The following is a 14,764-nucleotide window of genomic DNA, read 5'->3' as shown; positions in this document are numbered from 1 at the left end:
GCGATCGCCACCTTTCCGTCATTCGGCGAGGTACGGCTGACGCGTCCGATTCTCCTCCGGCGGGCGGCTATCGGCCCCTGGAGCGAGCGGCCCGCGCGATGGTCACCACGGCCTTCTCCAAGGCGTACTCCGGGTCGTCGCCGCCGCCCTTCACCCCGGCGTCCGCCTCGGCCACCGCGCGCAGCGCGACGGCCACCCCGTCCGGGGTCCAGCCCCGCATCTGCTGGCGCACCCGGTCGATCTTCCACGGCGGCATGCCCAGCTCACGGGCCAGGTCGGCGGGGCGTCCGCCGCGCGCGGAGGACAGCTTGCCGATCGCCCGCACGCCCTGCGCCAGCGCGCTGGTGATCAGCACCGGCGCGACACCCGTGGCGAGCGACCACCGCAGCGCCTCCAGCGCCTCGGCCGCCCGTCCCTCCACCGCCCGGTCGGCGACGGTGAAGCTGGAGGCCTCCGCGCGGCCGGTGTAGTACCGGCCGACGACGGCCTCGTCGATCGTCCCCTCCACGTCGGCGACCAGCTGCGAGACGGCGGACGCCAGCTCCCGCAGGTCGCTGCCGATCGCGTCGACCAGCGCCTGGCACGCCTCGGGCGTCGCCGAGCGCCCCACGGCCCGGAACTCCTGCCGTACGAAGGCCAGCCGGTCGGCCGGCTTCGTCATCTTCGGACAGGCGACCTCCCGCGCGCCCACCTTGCGGGCGGCGTCCAGCAGTCCCTTGCCCTTGGCGCCGCCGGCGTGCAGCAGGACCAGCGTGATCTCCTCGGCGGGCGCCGACAGATACGCCTTGACGTCCTTGACGGTGTCGGCCGACAGATCCTGCGCGTTGCGTACGACCACGACCTTGCGCTCGGCGAAGAGCGAGGGAGAGGTCAGCTCGGCGAGCGTACCCGGCTGCAACTGGTCCGGGGTCAGGTCCCGCACATCCGTATCGGCGTCGGAGGCCTTGGCGGCGGCCACCACCTCCTGCACGGCACGGTCGAGCAGGAGGTCCTCCTGGCCCACGGCGAGCGTCACGGGGGCGAGAGGGTCGTCATTCGCAGTCTTCCTGGCCATCGGCACAAGCATGGCACGGGCCACCGACAACGCGGGTCACGCCCGGCGGCCGGCAACGCGGGTCACGCCCGTTTCACGACGACCGTGACCGGGCGCCGTCACGGCCGCCGTCGGCTCAGGGTTCCTCCCGCCAGCCGTCCCACTCCCCCGCGAACGCGTCCAGCGCCCCCGGGTCGAGCCGCTCGTGCTCGTCGCGCAGCACCACCAGCCACTGCGCGTCCTCCGCGTCGTCCTCCCCCGCCAGCGCGTCGCGGACGAGCCGTGGCTCCTCGTCGATGCCGAACCGCTCGGCGAGCGCCTCAGCGGCCTCCTGCGCCGCGTCGCGGTCGGGCAGCACCAGCACATGTCTCACATCGCTCACGCGCCCATTTTCCGGCAACCGACCGGAGACCGGACGGCGGGGGCCCGGCGACCAACCCCTCCGGGCCCCCGCCGTGCAGCCGACCCGAGACCGGACGGCGCGAGCCCCTCCGGGCCCACACCGCGCAACCGACCCGAGACCGAGCGGCGGGAGCCCGGCGACCAACCCCTCCGGGCCCCCGCCGCGCGGCGCGTCTCAGGAGTTCCCGCTCGCCTCCCGCACCACGGGCACGCTGCCCAACTCGATCCCGAACAGGTCCCGGTACGCCGCCAGCACCTCGGCGTCCCCCTCCAGCTCCCGTTCCCGCCGCGCTCCGTCGGCCGCGGTGGTGGTCAGCCGCCGCCCGCCGAGCGTCACCCGCCCGCCGTCGTCCGTGAGCCGCGAGCACACCAGCGACTGCACGAAGTGCGAGCGCGGCGAGGTGCTGTGCCACCAGGCCCCGGTGACGAAGTCGCCGAGCACCCGGGGCCGCGCCTCCAGCCGGTACTGCGGGCGGCCGTCCCGCAGTACGTCCAGGTCGGCCGCCCCGCCCGGCCCCTCGGCGCTCCCGCGGACCCCGGCCGCGTCGGGGCCCGCCTCCGCGATCCGGAACACCCCGCCGGGATCCGGCTGCTCGCCCCGCTCGCCGAACCGCAGCGGAAGGTGACTGTGCGCCCCGAACCCGACGTCGGCCAGCCAGTCGCCGCCGTCCGCCGTGCGCACCCGCAGCGCCAGGTGGTCGTAGGGGATGCCGGTCCGCTCGCCGTCCCCGTACACCCGCGCCGCGAGCAGCGTCACCTCGAAGCCGAGCGCCGTCAGCAACGCCCCGAAAGCGCCGTTGAGTTCGTAGCAGAAACCTCCTCTCTTCGCCCCCACGACCTTGTCCACCAGCCGCTTCTCCTCCAGCACGATCTCCTCTCCCAGGTGGATCGAGAGGTTCTCGAAGGGCACGGTGCGCAGATGCCGCAGGTGCAGTTCCCTCAGGGCGTCGTCGGTGGGCCGGGCCGGGCGCCGGGCGCCCAGCCGGCGGAGATAGGCATCGGCCTGTGCGGAGTCCATGCCCTCAGTCTGGCGCCACCCGCAGCGCCCCGTCCGCCCCCGGGCCCTTCGGACCCGCCGACCCCAGCACGGCCAGGGATCCGTCCCGGTCGGTCCGCAGGACCGCCGCTCCCGCGGCCCGCAGTGCCTGGACGGTCACCGGAGCGGGATGGCCGTAGGGGTTGTCCGCGCCGACGGACACCAGCGCCAGCCGCGGGGCGGCCATCCGTATCAGGTCCGGGTCCTGGTACGCGGAGCCGTGATGGGCCACCTTCAGCACGTCCACGTCCCGCAGCGACGCGGCGGCCGGTGACCGTGCCAGCGCCTGCTGCGCAGGCGGTTCGAGGTCTCCCAGCATCAGCACCCGCAGTCCCGCCGTCCGCACGAGCAGGGTCACGCTGGCGTCGTTCGGACCGTCCACCGCCGGCCCGGGACCGGGCCGCGGCCACAGCACCTGCCAGGACAGCCCGCCGATCCGTCGCTCCTCCCCGGCGGCGGCCCGGGTGAGCGGGATGTGCCGCGCGGACGCCTCCCTCCTGACGAACCGCACCTGGTCCGCCGGCTCGTCCAGACCGGTCGTCTCGATCGCCCCCACCGCCCGGCCGCGCAGCACTCCCGGCAGCCCGGCGACGTGGTCGGCGTGGAAGTGCGTGAGCACGACGAGCGGGACCCGGGTGACGCCGAGGGTCCGCAGGCACCGGTCCACCCGGCGGGGTTCGGGTCCGGCGTCCACGACCACGGCGCGGCCCTCGCCCGCCGCGAACACCGTCGCGTCGCCCTGCCCCACGTCGCACATCACCAACCGCCAGTCCGGCGGCGGCCAGCCCGTGACCACCCGGGTCAGCGGCTGCGGCCGCACCACGAACAGCAGGAGCAGCACCCCGCACGCCCCGCACAGCCAGGGGTGACGCAGCAGCCTCCGACCGACGGGCACCGCGAGCGCGATGACGAGCGCGAGGAGCAGCGCCCCCGTCCAGTCGCCCGGCCAGCCCACGGCCCCGCCGGGCAGTGCCGCCCCTTCCCGCGCCACGCCGGCGATCCACGCGGCCGGCCAACTCGCGCACCAGGCAACCGCCTTGGCCAGCGGCATCGCGAACGGTGCCGTCGCCAGCGCGGCGAATCCGAGTACCGTCGCCGGTGCGACCGCGACCTCCGCGAGCAGATTGCAGGCCACCCCGACCAGGCTCACCCTCGCGGACAGCACCGCCACGACCGGTGCGCACAGCGCCTGGGCGGCGGCCGCCGTCGCCAGCGCCTCGGCCAGCCGCGGCGGCACCCGGCGTCGCCGCAGCGCGGCACTCCACCGGGGCGCGACGGTGAGCAGGGCTCCGGTGGCCAGCACGGACAGCAGGAAGCCGTAACTGCGGGCGAGCCACGGGTCGTACAGGACGAGCAGCAGTACCGCTGTCGCCAGCGCCGGGATCAGCGTTCTGCGGCGTCCGGTGGCCAGCGCGAGCAGGGCGACGGATCCACAGGCCGCCGCACGCAGCACGCTCGGGTCGGGCCGGCACACCACCACGAAGGCGAGCGTCGCCGCCGCTCCCAGCAGGGCCGTCGTCCGCAGCGGGAGCCCCAGGTGGGGCGCCAGCCCCCGTCGTTCGGCCCGCTGGGCCAGACCGGGCGGGCCGAGGAGCAGCGCGAGGAGGATGGTGAAGTTCGCACCGGACACGGCCAGCGTATGGGTGAGGTCGGTCTCCTTGAACGCCTCATCCAGCTCCGGTGTGATCCGGGAGGTGTCCCCGACGACCAGCCCGGGCAGCAGGGCCCGCGCGTCCGCCGGCAGGCCGTCGGTCGCCTCGCGCAGCCCGGCCCGCAACCGCCCCGCCAGCCGCTGCGGCCCCGACGGCTTCCCCACCACCGGCGGCTGCGCGGCGCCCCGCACCCTCAGTACGGCCGCCACCCGGTCCCCGCCGAGGGCGGGCGGAGCGAGCCGGCCGCTCACCCGGAGCGTGGTGGTCGGCAGCAGCTCCAGCCACGCGGAGGGCGCGTCTCGGCGTGCGGCGGCCGGGCGAGGAGCCTGCCCGTCCCCGCGTCCCGTGTCCACGATCAGCAGCACGGGCGCCCGTGTCGCCACCCGCCGCCCGCCGCTGTGCTCCACCGACCGCACCTCCGCCTCGATCACCACGGAGGGCGAGGTGACGTGGTCGCCGCGCACCCGGGGCCGGGTGAGGCGGGCGTCGGAGGTGATCTCCACGTCGGCGGTCACCGTCGCGTACTGCCGGGCCAGCACCGGCACCGGCCCCCTGCGCAGATCCGCTCCGTGCAGCCCGGCGGAGGCGGCCGCTGCCGCGACACACAGGAGGACAGCGGCGAGCGTCACGCCCGTTCCCCCGAGCCCCCTGGGCAACGGGCCGGGAGCCGGCCCCGTTGCCCCGCGTCCCTTGGACCGCGAGCCAGGGGTCACGCCCGCCCCCGTGCGCCCGTTGCCCCACGGCACCCATCCCAGCCGCCTCGGTGCGTTCGCCGCGCGGGCCGCGCCCCGCCCGACCGCCAGCAGAGCGGTGCCCAGGGCCAGTCCGGCAGCCGTCACGGTCACGACCACCCAGGGCGGGGCATCCAGCATCAGGGCTGCGGTCGCCCAGGACGCCAGCGCGGGAGGGACCAGCCGGAGGTCCACCGGCCCCTCCTGCCGGGGGTGGGCGTCCCCGAGCCGGTTCCCGGACGCGGCGTGCACCGGGTTACGGGGTGTCCCGGCAGGGCCTTCCTGGGCCGCCGTCCCGCGCTGCTCATCGGGCCGGGCGCCCGGGCCGGCCCTCATGGCCGCACCAGTTCGCGCAGGTCGGAGAAGCGGCGGTCACCGATGCCGTTGACCTCGCGCAGTTCGTCCACCGAGCGGAAACCACCGTGCTGGGTGCGGTAGTCCACGATGTGCCGCGCCAGGACGGGGCCGACCCCCGGCAGGGCGTCCAGTTGGTCCACCGTGGCCGTGTTGAGCGAGACGGGCCCGGCGGGTGCGCCCCCGCCCACGGCTCCCGCCGACCCGCCGCCCCCGCCGGGCCAGGTGCCCGCGCCGCTCGTGCCGGGACCGGCGGCGGGCTGGGGGCCACCGACGACCACCTGTTCGCCGTCGATCAGGAAGCGGGCGCGATTGAGGCCCTGGGTGTCGGTCCCGGGCCGTACCCCGCCGGCCGCGCTGAGCGCGTCGACGACCCGGGATCCGGCCGGCAGTCGGTGGATGCCGGGCCTGCGGACCTTGCCGCTGACGTCGACCACGATCTCGGGCCCGGCGGTCGCCGCGGGCCGGGGCGGGGCCGCGCGGATGTCCGGCGCGGCCGGCTCGGCGGTCCGGGGGGCCGCCGCGCGCACCACTTCGGGCGCGCTCACGGTCTCGGTGCGGCCCGTCCAGAAGTGCTGCACCGCGAGGACGGCCGCCACGGCGAGCAGTACGCCCAGCGCGAGAACGCTGCGGCGTTCCAGACCGCACCGGGTCTGCACCCACACCGGCATCCGCTCGCGCAGCGCCGGTCCGATTCCCGACCACCGGCGGCCGTCCCGTTGCTCGGGCGTCGCCGGCTCCGCCTGCGCCTGGTGCGCCGGCTGCGCGTCCGGTGACCTCGCCACGCCGGGCGTGGGTGGTGCGGCCCCCGACTCCGGTCCGGCACCGGCGCGTTGGGCGAAGACGATCCGTGCGCGCCGGCGCAGTTCCTCCGCCGGCGCCTGCCGCTTGTGGTGGCGGCGGGCGCGCCCGCCCGGGCGCCGGTCGCGCAGACGGCCGTCGGAGGCCGGGCCCCGGCCGGGCCCACTGGTCGCATGAGGGGGACGTGTGCGTTCTCGAAGTGCCATGCCACGAGCATCGGCGGATCCGCCGATTCGCGATGATCTTGCCCGAATTCCGTGGACAGCAACCGAGTTGTGGATATCCCGGCCACTCACACGAGTGAATCACCGCGGCCCAGCCGACGGCTCACGTGGCCCAGCCATCGGGCCACTTCGACCCAGCCGACGGCTCACGTGGCACAGCCATCACGCGGCACAGCCATCGGGTCACCGCCGCCCAGCCGACGGCTCACGCGGCACAGCCGACGGGCTACCCCGGCCCAGCCGACGGCTCACCGCGGCGAGACCACGACCCCCAGCAGGCCCGGCCCCGTGTGCGCGCCGATGACCGCGCCGACCTCGCTCACATGCAGGTCGGCCAGCCCCGGCACCCGTCCCCGCAACCGCTCCGCCAGCGCCGACGCCCGGTCGGCGGCGGCGAGATGGTGGACGGCGACATCGACCGGCGCGCTGCCCGCCCGCTCGGCGACGATCTCCTCCAGACGCGCGATCGCCCTGGTCGCCGTGCGCACCTTCTCCAGCAGCTCGATCCGGCCGCCTTCCAGTTGCAGCAGCGGCTTCACCGCGAGCGCGGAGCCCAGCAGGGCCTGCGCGGTCCCGATCCGCCCGCCCCGGCGCAGGTAGTCGAGGGTGTCGACGTAGAAGTAGGCGGCCGTGCCGGCGGCCCGCTTCTCCGCGGCCGTGACGGCCTCGTCCATGGTGCCGCCGCTCTCCGCCGTCTCGGCGGCGGTGAGCGCGCAGAAGCCGAGGGCCATCGCGACCATGCCGGTGTCCACCACCCGCACCGGCACCGGCGCCTCGCGCGCGGCGCAGACGGCCGCGTCGTAGGTGCCGGACAGTTCGCCGGACAGGTGGAGGGAGACGATGCCGGTGGCGCCGGACGCGGCGACCTCGCGATAGGTCTCGGCGAACAGCTGGGGGCTGGGGCGGGAGGTAGTGACGGGCCGTCGCTTCTGCAGGGCCTGGGCGAGGGAGCGGGTCGAGATCTCGGTGCCCTCGTCGAGGGCCTGACCGCCGAGCACCACCGTCAGCGGCACCGTGGTGATGCCGTGCCGCTCTCTCGTCCGGGGCGGCAGGTAGGCCGTGGAATCGGTGACGATCGCGACATGGCGGGACATGAGCTGGAGGTTACCTGCCGTAGCGCGCGGACGGCAGTCCGGGCCCTTGCACCTGGGAATGCCTTGACCGAATCAGGTCGTGCTCTCCGGGCGCGGCCTCTTCTGCCAGGGGTAGGACGGGCGCGCGGTGGGCGGGGTGATGGCGGGCCGGGCCGGCTCCTCGCGGGTGCGGGCCGCGGGCTCCTCGGGCCAGGTCTGCCCGCGGTCCGTACCGGCGGCGGGGGTCTCGGGCCAGGAGGCGGGCGGCGGGGTCGTGGACTGCGTCGTCGTCCAGTGCCGCAGGGCGCCCGTCTCCACGTCGATCTGGGCGCTGAGCGCGTCGAGGTCGTCGTCGGCGAGGTGGTTCGCCCGGTCGCGGGCCGCCCAGCGCAGGGAGTCCGCGGAGTGCACGATGCGCTCGGTGCGCTCGCGCAGCCGGGGCAGCCGCTCGCTGAGGGTGGCCCGGTCCGGCTCGGACTCCAGGCGCCTGAGGTCGTCGTCCAGTTCGTGCCCGTGGGCGCTGAGCCGCTCGAACAGGCCGAGGGACTCCTTCAGCGACTCGTCCCCGGCCACGCCCGCGTGCAGCGCGTCCTGCGTGGCGCGCATCGAGGTGCGCAGCTTCAGCCTGAGCTGGGCGATCTCCCCTGCGGGGCCCGGCCGGCCGAAGGACTTGGCCCGCAGCGTGTGGTCCTCGACCGTGCGGCGGGCCTGGGTGACGGTGCGGTCCACGCCGCGCTTGGCGGCGCCGATCGCCTTCACCGCGGCGTAGGAGCCGAGGGCCACGAAGAGCACGAAAAGCAGGGCGAAGACTGCGATCACTGCTTCCACGACGCTCCTCCTCCAGCCCGCTGCGGCACGCTGCCGCACCTCCACGGTAAACGCACCGGGCAGGCCCGGAGTTCCGGAAGAACCCCGAACCTGCCCGCAGACGACCGCGCCCGACCCGTAAGGGTCCACCCCGAGCGGGCCCCCAGCCGCAAGGGTCTGCGCGAGCGCGCCCTTCCTTCAGGGGGCCGCCCCGGGGTCAGGCCGGGACGATGTTCACCAGCTTCGGCGCGCGCACGATGACCTTGCGGATGCCGGCGCCGTCCAGCGCCGCGACGACCTTCTCGTCGGCCAGCGCCACCTTCTCCAGGTCCTCCTCGGAGATGGCCGGCGGCACCTCCAGACGGGCCTTGACCTTGCCCTTGATCTGGACGACGCAGGTCACGGTCTCGTCCACGACGTACGCCGGGTCGGCGACCGGGAAGTCGACGTGGACGACGGAGCCGGTGTGGCCCAGCCGGCGCCACAGCTCCTCGGCGATGTGCGGGGCCAGCGGGGCGATCAGCAGCACCAGCGGTTCGGCGACGCCGCGCGGCACCGGCTTGCCCGCCTTGGTCAGGTGGTTGTTCAGCTCGGTGACCTTGGCGATGGCGGTGTTGAACCGCATGCCCTCGAAGTCCTGGCGGACGCCGTCGATCGCCTTGTGCAGGGCGCGCAGCGTCTCCTCGTCGGGCTCGGCGTCGACGACGGTGACCTCGCCGCTGTTCTCGTCGACGATGTTGCGCCACAGCCGCTGCAGCAGGCGGAACTGGCCGACCACCGCGCGGGTGTCCCACGGCCGCGATACGTCCAGCGGGCCCATCGCCATCTCGTACAGGCGCAGGGTGTCCGCGCCGTACTCGGCGCAGATCTCGTCCGGCGTCACCGCGTTCTTCAGGGACTTGCCCATCTTGCCCAGCAGGCGGCTGACCTTCTCACCCTGGTGGTAGTAGGCGCCGTCGCGCTCCTCCACCTCGGCGGCGGGCACCGCGATACCGCGGCTGTCGCGGTAGACGTAGGCCTGGATCATGCCCTGGTTGAACAGCTTGTGGAACGGCTCGCGGGACGAGACGTGCCCCAGGTCGTACAGCACCTTCGACCAGAAGCGCGCGTACAGCAGGTGCAGCACCGCGTGCTCGGCACCGCCGACGTACAGGTCGACACCGCCGTGCGGCTTGCCCTCGCGCGGGCCCATCCAGTACTGCTCGATCTCCGGGTCGACCAGCCGCTCGCTGTTGTGCGGGTCCAGGTAGCGCAGCTCGTACCAGCAGGAACCGGCCCAGTTGGGCATGGTGTTGGTCTCGCGGCGGTACTTCTTCGGCCCGTCGCCCAGGTCCAGGGTGACGTTGACCCAGTCCTCGTTGCGCGACAGCGGCGTCTCGGGCTGGGTGTCGGCGTCGTCCGGGTCGAAGGTGCGCGGGCTGTAGTCCTCTACCTCGGGCAGCTCCAGCGGCAGCATCGACTCGGGCAGCGCGTGGGCGACGCCGTCCTCGTCGTACACGATCGGGAAGGGCTCGCCCCAGTAGCGCTGGCGGCTGAACAGCCAGTCGCGCAGGCGGAAGTTGACGGTGCCCTCGCCGATACCGCGGGACTCCAGCCATTCGGTGATGCGCGCCTTGGCCTCGGCGACGCCCAGGCCGTCCAGCGTCACGCCCTCACCGGTGGAGTTGACGATCTTCGCGTCGTAGGAGACGAAGGCGTCGTCCCACGCGGCGGTGTCCTGGTCGCGGCCGTCGGTCGGCGCGACGACGCAGCGGATCGGCAGCTCGAAGGCGCGCGCGAAGGCGAAGTCGCGGCTGTCGTGCGCCGGGACGGCCATGATGGCGCCGGTGCCGTAGCCCATCAGGACGTAGTCGGCGATGAAGACGGGGATCTGCTCGCCGTTGACCGGGTTGGTGGCGTAGGAGCCGATGAAGACGCCGGTCTTGTCCTTGGCCTCGGCCTGCCGCTCGACGTCGGACTTGCCGGCGGCCTGCGCGCGGTAGGCGGCGACGGCCTCGGCGGGCGTGGCGTGACCGCCGGTCCACACGTCGTGGGTGCCCTCGGGCCAGGCGTCGGGGGTGAACTTCTCCACCAGCGGGTGCTCGGGCGCCAGCACCATGTAGGTGGCGCCGAACAGGGTGTCGGGGCGGGTGGTGAAGACGGTGATCTTCTCGCCGTCGATCGGGAACTCGACGCGGGCGCCCTCGGAGCGGCCGATCCAGTTGCGCTGCTGCAGCTTGATGGCCTCGGGCCAGTCCAGCGCGTCCAGGTCCTCCAGCAGCCGGTCGGCGTAGGCGGTGATGCGCATGTTCCACTGGCGCAGCTTGGCCTTGAAGACGGGGAAGTTGCCGCGCTCGGAGCGGCCCTCGGCGGTGACCTCCTCGTTGGCCAGGACGGTGCCCAGGCCGGGGCACCAGTTGACCGGCGCGTCGGAGGCGTAGGCCAGCCGGTACTCGCTCAGGACGTCGGCCTTCTCGGCGGCGCTCAGCTCGCTCCACGCGCGCGTGTGGCCCGGGACGGGGCGCTCACCGGACTCGAACTGCGCGACCAGCTCGGAGATCGGGCGGGCCTTCCTCGCCTCGTGGTCGTACCAGGAGTTGAAGATCTGCAGGAAGATCCACTGGGTCCACTTGTAGTAGTCCGGGTCGATCGTCGCGAACGAGCGGCGCTTGTCGTGGCCCAGGCCCAGCCGGCGCAGCTGGGCCTTCATGTTCTCCATGTTGGCCTCGGTGGACACGCGCGGGTGCGTGCCGGTCTGCACGGCGTACTGCTCGGCGGGCAGGCCGAAGGCGTCGAAGCCCAGGGTGTGCAGGACGTTGTGACCGGTCATCCGCTGGAAGCGGGCGAAGACGTCGGTGGCGATGTAGCCCAGCGGGTGACCGACGTGCAGGCCCGCACCGGAGGGGTACGGGAACATGTCCATGATGAACTTCTCGGGCCGGGCGGCGGCGTCTCCCGCCAGGTCGCCCTTGGGGTTGGCCGCGGCGTAGGTGCCGTCGGCGTCCCAGAAGTCCTGCCAGCGTGCCTCGATCTCGGCGGCCATCGCGGCCGTGTAGCGGTGCGGCGCGGCCGCCTCCGAAGAGGCGGCGGGGTTCGTCTCGCTCATGATCCTCAAAGCTCCATCGATCGTCTCTGCCAGCGGCTTCCTCATCCGGAAACGAAAAATCCCCTCGCACAGGAGGGGACGCCGCGCCGATTCCGACCCCGTTCTCACCGGCGGTCGGGACTGATCAGCGCGGCTCGCTAAGCAGAAGGCGTACGGCACGCATGGCGCCAGAGTACCGCACCCCTTGAGCAAGCCGCGACGCGCTTCCGTACGTGTGGGGTAGCACGCCACACACGGACCGAAGGCCATGGATTACCCGGCGTAACAGCCACTAAAGGACATCACAACAAGCCCATTGTCATTTGATAACAGCGCAATAACTCAAACCTCGTACTCGCCGGTATGGCGCCACCTAGAGTGCGGCAACGGGACCGCTTTCCCGAACTGCTCGGAGTTGCCCCCATGAACCGTCGTCGTAGTACCCCCTCGCTCCCCCGGCCCGGCCGCTCGGCCTACGGGGTGGCGTCGGCCGTCGTCCTGCTCCTCATCCCCCTGATCGTGCTGGTGGGAGGTGACCGGGTCCGCGACTTCCTCAACTTCGGCGCGGGCGTGCTCTCGCTCGTCTCGCTCAGCTGCTCGGTGATCTGGGGCCTGGTCGCCCAGGACCGGATCCTTCTCAACACCCGCCAGCGGATCGTCGGACAGGCCGTGCACCGCACGACCGCGGTCGCCTCGATCGCGTTCCTGCTGCTGCACATCACCACCAAGCTCGCCCTCGACCACACGGTGCTGATCGCCGCGGTGATCCCGTTCTCGCTGGGCCTCACCGGCAGCGCCGGCCTGATCGGGCTCGGTTCCGCCGCCGGGCTGCTGATGATCTTCGTGGGCGTCACCGGCGCGCTGCGCAGCCGGTTCGCCTCCCCCGCCCCCGTCGCGGCGCGCTGGCGGGCGATGCACATGCTGGCCTACCCGGCCTGGTGCGCCGCCCTGGTGCACGGCCTCTACGCGGGTCGATCCGCCAAGCCGCTCTTCGTCTTCCTGTACGGCCTGGCCCTGCTCGGCGTCATCGCCGCCCTGGCGCTGCGCGCGGCGCCGCGCCCGGTCAAGCGCCGCTTCGCCGACACGGTCGCCGCCCTGCTGGGCACGGAGGAACGCGGCGGCCGCGAGGAACTGGAGGCGAGCCGGACCCGCGCGGCCGAGCAGGAGGGCCGCACCCCGGCAGCGGGGAGCGCCGCCGCGCTGCCCGGCTACGACATCCCGCGCCGGCGCACCGGCAGCGCCCCGGACGCCGCGGCCTTCGACCCGCCGAGCCCCGAGCCGGCCCGCGGCTTCGCGGCGGCCTACCGGGCCGTCTCCGCACGCACGCGTGCGACGCAGCCGTTCACCACGGACCAGTCCTACGCCACGGGTCGGACCGCGGACCCGGCCTACGCCACGGGCCAGACCTTCGCCGCCGACCAGCCCTTCGCCACCGACCCGTCCTACGCCACCGGTCAGGGCGTGGCCGCCGACCACGCCTTCGCCACCGACGAGACCTTGATCGCCGGTGCGTCCTACGCCGGCGACCGGACCGGGCGCACGGACGTCCCCTCGTACGCGCGCGTGGATCTGCCGCCGGACCCGCAGCCCACCCAGGCGATGCCCCGCATGGACGGCGGCAGCGGCCCCGCCGGGGGCTGGCCGATCCCGTCCCCGCCACCGGTCGGCGAGGCGCCCCCGTCGGCGTACGACCCGCTGCGCGACACCGGCTACACCGTCCCGGCCTACGGCGGCGCGGACAGCGCCGGCTACGGCGGACGTGACCCGTACGACACCGGTGAGACGAACCCCTTGGCCGGCGCGTACCCATCGAACGACATGTACACCAGCGGTCCCGCCACGGAAACCCTGCCCGGCGCGTCCTTCGACGCCCCGGGTTCCGGCGAGCCCTGGAACACGCCTTCCGGAGGCTACAGGTGAACGAGGCCCTGCCCGACGTCCCCGAGGTCCGCGTGGTCGGACTTCCGCAACTCACGTCGGGTTTCGACCTTGTCGAGCGACTCGATCTGCCGATGCACCTCAAGGTGCACGGGCCGCTCGAACCCATGGGCGGCGAGCAGCTCGCGCAGCTCACCGAGCGCATCAACCTCCGGGGCCGCGGCGGCGCGGGCTTCCCCTTCCACAAGAAGCTGCGCTCGGTCGCCGAGTCGGCGATCCGCCGCGGGGTGCGCCCGGTCGTCGTCGTCAACGGCAGCGAGGACGAACCGGCCTGCCGCAAGGACACGGTCCTCATCAACCGTGCCCCGCACCTCATCCTGGACGGCGCTCTGCTGTGCGCGGAGGCCCTCGGTGCCCGCACGCTCGTGGTGGGGGTCACACGGGAGTCCACGCAGCGCTCCATGGAGGCCGCGCTCGCCGAGCGCGGCCTGAACAACGGCCGTAGATCCGCGCTCCGCGCGCGCGTGCAGCGCAACCCGGTGCGCATGGTCACCGGTGCGGCCGCCTCGCTGATCCGCTCGATCGACGGCGGTCCGGCGATTCCGCCCGGCCGCAAGATCAGCGCCTCGCAGAGCGGCGTGGGCGGCGCACCGACCCTGCTGTCCAACGCGGAGACGTTCGCGCAGATCGCGATCGCGGCCCGCATCGGCCCGGAGCGCTACGGCAACACCGGCCTGTACGACGAGCCGGGCACCGTCATGCTCACCGTCTCCGGCGCGGTCGCCCGCCCCATGGTGATCGAGGTCCCCACGGGCGTGCCGCTGCGCTATGTGCTGCAGCTCGCGGGCGCCCCGCCGGTGCCGCAGGGCGTGCTGACCGGCGGCTACCACGGCAAGTGGATCGACGCGGCGACCGTGGACGAGGCGATCGTCTCGCGCAACTCCCTGGAGGCGGTGGGCGGTTCGATCGGCGCCGGGGCGATCCTGCCGATCAGTCAGGAGACCTGTCCGCTGGGCGAGTCGCTGCGGGTGGCGCAGTGGCTGGCCGAGGAGAGCGCCGGCCAGTGCGGCCCCTGCTACCTCGGTCTGCCGGCGGCCGCGCGGGGCCTCGCGGACATCCTGAACGGGGGCGGTCCGGCCGCCCTGGAGGCGGTGAAGCAGGTCGCACGGAACGTCAAGCGCCGTGGGGCGTGTTCACACCCGGACGGCTCGGCGATGTTCCTGGAGTCGACCATCAAGGCGTTCACCGACGACCTCGCCGCGCACGTCCTCGGCAACGGCTGCGGGCGGCCCGTACAGGGCGTCCTGCCGCTCTTCGAGGGGGGCAGGGGGCCGACGGGCCTCCCGGGCGCCGCGGCGGCCGAGGAGACCGGGCCCAGCCGGCAGAAGATCTACGTCGACTGGACGCTGTGCCGGGGCCACGGCCTGTGCGCGGACATCCTGCCGGAGGTGTTCGAGCTGGGCGCCGACGGCTTTCCGACGGTCGCGCAGGCGTCGGTGCCGCGCTACGCGGAGGCGAAGGCACTGCGCGCGGTGCGCCGTTGCCCGGCGCTGGCGCTGCGCATCGAGGAGGACACCCGCACGGAGCCCTCGCCCCGCCGCAACCTGCCGGTGCTGTCGCAGGGGCGGGGCCGGCGGGCGCTCGGCCGCTGACAGCCGGCGGGGGGGGCGCCGGCCGGGGGCGGGCCCCGCCCCGCGGGGGCGGCCCCC

10 protein-coding genes are annotated in these 14,764 nt (G+C 74.1%); 2 read left to right on the top strand and 8 right to left on the bottom strand.

Annotated elements, in window-relative coordinates:
• Positions 1-67 precede the first annotated feature (67 nt).
• The 8 genes from holA to leuS all read right to left on the bottom strand — a co-directional run bounded on the left by holA (position 68) and on the right by leuS (position 11,198).
• Positions 68-1,054: a DNA polymerase III subunit delta gene (holA, locus tag AB0E88_RS29560; RefSeq protein ID WP_361636835.1), complete on the bottom strand. Its 987-nt coding sequence runs from the start codon at positions 1,052-1,054 to the stop codon at positions 68-70.
• A gap of 115 nt (positions 1,055-1,169) precedes the next feature.
• Positions 1,170-1,415: a hypothetical protein gene (locus AB0E88_RS29555; RefSeq protein WP_361636832.1), complete on the bottom strand. Its 246-nt coding sequence runs from the start codon at positions 1,413-1,415 to the stop codon at positions 1,170-1,172.
• A gap of 195 nt (positions 1,416-1,610) precedes the next feature.
• A complete protein-coding gene (locus AB0E88_RS29550; RefSeq protein ID WP_361636829.1) occupies positions 1,611-2,453 on the bottom strand; it encodes an arylamine N-acetyltransferase in 843 nt (280 codons plus the stop codon).
• 4 nt (positions 2,454-2,457) lie between these two features.
• Complete coding sequence (locus AB0E88_RS29545; RefSeq protein WP_361636826.1) at positions 2,458-5,190, bottom strand: ComEC/Rec2 family competence protein; 2,733 nt, start codon at positions 5,188-5,190, stop codon at positions 2,458-2,460.
• Positions 5,187-6,215 carry a ComEA family DNA-binding protein gene (locus AB0E88_RS29540; RefSeq protein WP_361636824.1) on the bottom strand — a complete coding sequence of 343 codons (1,029 nt, stop codon included), beginning with the start codon at positions 6,213-6,215 and terminating at the stop codon, positions 5,187-5,189. Before AB0E88_RS29540 ends, AB0E88_RS29545 begins: the two co-directional genes overlap by 4 nt.
• A 266-nt stretch (positions 6,216-6,481) precedes the next feature.
• Complete coding sequence (locus tag AB0E88_RS29535; protein WP_361636821.1) at positions 6,482-7,327, bottom strand: DegV family protein; 846 nt, start codon at positions 7,325-7,327, stop codon at positions 6,482-6,484.
• 72 nt (positions 7,328-7,399) lie between these two features.
• Complete coding sequence (locus AB0E88_RS29530) at positions 7,400-8,134, bottom strand: hypothetical protein (RefSeq protein ID WP_361636818.1); 735 nt, start codon at positions 8,132-8,134, stop codon at positions 7,400-7,402.
• 196 nt (positions 8,135-8,330) lie between these two features.
• Positions 8,331-11,198, bottom strand: coding sequence for a leucine--tRNA ligase (gene leuS, locus AB0E88_RS29525; RefSeq protein WP_361636815.1), 2,868 nt, complete (start codon positions 11,196-11,198; stop codon positions 8,331-8,333).
• 402 nt (positions 11,199-11,600) lie between these two features.
• Here leuS and AB0E88_RS29520 point away from each other — a divergent pair, with 402 nt between their 5' ends.
• Entirely contained in the window at positions 11,601-13,097 is a 1,497-nt protein-coding gene (locus AB0E88_RS29520; protein WP_361636812.1) for a cytochrome b/b6 domain-containing protein, read from the top strand.
• A complete protein-coding gene (locus AB0E88_RS29515; RefSeq protein ID WP_361636809.1) occupies positions 13,094-14,707 on the top strand; it encodes an NADH-ubiquinone oxidoreductase-F iron-sulfur binding region domain-containing protein in 1,614 nt (537 codons plus the stop codon). The genes AB0E88_RS29520 and AB0E88_RS29515 overlap by 4 nt, the downstream gene beginning before the upstream one ends.
• Positions 14,708-14,764 lie beyond the last annotated feature (57 nt).

It is taken from the genome of Streptomyces sp. NPDC028635 (assembly GCF_040637635.1).
GTDB lineage: Bacteria > Actinomycetota > Actinomycetes > Streptomycetales > Streptomycetaceae > Streptomyces.
This window is presented reverse-complemented; position numbering and strand designations above follow the sequence as displayed.

Excerpts from the sequence above, each read along its gene's own strand:
- leuS (WP_361636815.1), bottom strand. The coding sequence starts at position 11,198 with ATGAGCGAGACGAACCCCGCCGCCTCTTCGGAGGCGGCCGCGCCGCAC.
- holA (WP_361636835.1), bottom strand. The coding sequence starts at position 1,054 with ATGGCCAGGAAGACTGCGAATGACGACCCTCTCGCCCCCGTGACGCTC.
- AB0E88_RS29535 (WP_361636821.1), bottom strand. The coding sequence starts at position 7,327 with ATGTCCCGCCATGTCGCGATCGTCACCGATTCCACGGCCTACCTGCCG.
- AB0E88_RS29520 (WP_361636812.1), top strand. The coding sequence starts at position 11,601 with ATGAACCGTCGTCGTAGTACCCCCTCGCTCCCCCGGCCCGGCCGCTCG.
- AB0E88_RS29545 (WP_361636826.1), bottom strand. The coding sequence starts at position 5,190 with ATGAGGGCCGGCCCGGGCGCCCGGCCCGATGAGCAGCGCGGGACGGCG.
- AB0E88_RS29550 (WP_361636829.1), bottom strand. The coding sequence starts at position 2,453 with ATGGACTCCGCACAGGCCGATGCCTATCTCCGCCGGCTGGGCGCCCGG.
- AB0E88_RS29540 (WP_361636824.1), bottom strand. The coding sequence starts at position 6,215 with ATGGCACTTCGAGAACGCACACGTCCCCCTCATGCGACCAGTGGGCCC.